The 1,762-nt window shown below is 65.5% G+C and carries 1 protein-coding gene; it reads right to left on the bottom strand.

Features of this window, described 5'->3' with window-relative positions; genetic code table 11:
• A partial coding sequence (locus AC1D1M_RS31305; protein ID WP_477778673.1) for an immunoglobulin-like domain-containing protein occupies window positions 1-1,762 on the bottom strand: 1,762 nt, incomplete at both ends.

Genomic DNA, 1,762 nt, shown 5'->3' with positions numbered 1-1,762 from the left:
CAACGGTGGCGGTGTAGGTGACGGTGCCACCCTCGGCCGCGGTTTCAGTCGCGGAAAGCTTCACGGTAGTGGTGTCGATGGTGTCGGTCACTTCCGTCACCGCTGGAGCGTTGCTCGGCACCAGGTTCTCGAAGTCGCCGCCGGTGGCGTTGCTGATCGTGGCCTGAACGGTGCCGGCGTCTTTGTAGACGTCGTCGGATGGGGCATCGACAGTCACGGTGCCTGTGGTGTTACCGGCCTCGATGGTGATTACGGCGCCGTTCGACAGGGTCACGGTCACTGGCGAACCGGCGGCGTTGGTCAGGGTGGCGGTGTAGACGATCGAACCGCCTTCGGCGACCGAGCTTGTGGCGCTCAGGCTGAGGTTGGTGGTGTCGACGGTGTCGGTCACGGTGGTCGAAACCGGGGTTTTGTCGGCGACCAGGTTCTCGTAATTGCCGCCGCTGACGTCGGTGATCGAGTTGGTCAACGGCGCATGGCCGGTCAACACGTCGTTCGGTGCGGGGGTGGTCACGCTGCCGGTGGTTTCGCCGACCGCGATGGTAATGCTCTGGCCGTTGGCCAGGGTCACGACGACAGGCGAACCGGCGACGGCGGCGCCGACGGTGGCGGTGTAGGTGACAGTGCCGCCTTCAGCCGCGGTTTCGGTGGCGCTGAGCTTCACGGTGGTGGTGTCGATGGTGTCAGTGACATTGGTCACCGCCGGTACGCTGCTTGGCACCAGGTTYTCGAAGCTGCCGCCGGTGGCGTTGCTGATCGTKGCCTGAACGGTGCCGGCGTCTTTGTAGACGTCGTCGGACGGGGCCGCAACGCTTACGGTGCCGGTGGTCTTGCCGGCCTCAATGGTGATCACCGCGCCGTTCGACAGGGTCACGGTCACCGGCGAGCCGGCGGCGTTGGTCAGGGTGGCGGTGTAGGTGATCGAACCACCTTCGGCCACGGCACCGGTCGCGCTCAGCGACAGATTGGTGGTGTCGACGGTGTCAGTGACAGTGGTCGAAACCGGGGTCTTGTCGGCSACCAGATTTTCGTAATTACCGCCGCTGAYGTCGGTGATCGAGTTGGTCAACAGCGCATGGCCGGTCAACACGTCGTTTGGCGCGGGGGTGCTCACGCTGCCGGTAGTTTCGCCGACCGCGATGGTGATGSTCTGGCCGTTGGCCAGGGTCACGACGACCGGCGAACCGGTGACGGCCGCTCCAACCGTCGCGGTGTAGGTGACGGTGCCACCCTCGGCCGCGGTTTCAGTCGCGCTGAGCTTCACGGTGGTGGTGTCGATGGTGTCGGTGACGCTGGTCACCGCCGGCACGTTGCTTGGCACCAGGTTCTCGAAGTTGCCACCGGTGGCGTTGCTGATCGTGGCCTGGACAGTGCCGGCGTCTTTGTAGACGTCGTCGGACGGTGCCGCGACGGTCACGGTGCCGGTGGTTTTCCCTGCGTCGATGGTGATCACGGCACCGTTCGACAGGGTCACGGTGACCGGCGAGCCGGCCGCATTGGTCAGGGTGGCGGTGTAGACGATCGAGCCGCCCTCGGCGGCCGAGCTTGTGGCGCTCAGGCTGAGGTTGGTCGTGTCGACGGTGTCGGTCACAGTGGTCGAAACCGGCGTCTTGTCGGCCACCAGATTTTCGTAGTTACCGCCGCTGACGTCGGTGATCGAGTTGGTCAGCGGGGCGTGACCAGCCAGCACGTCGTTCGGCGCGCTGGTGGTGATGGTGCCGGTGGTGTGACCGACGGCGATGGTGATGCTCTGGCCGTTGGC

The sequence above is a fragment of the Pseudomonas sp. P1_F7 genome (assembly GCF_056405655.1).
Note: the sequence above shows the minus strand (reverse complement) of the source record. Positions and strands in the feature narration are given on the sequence as shown.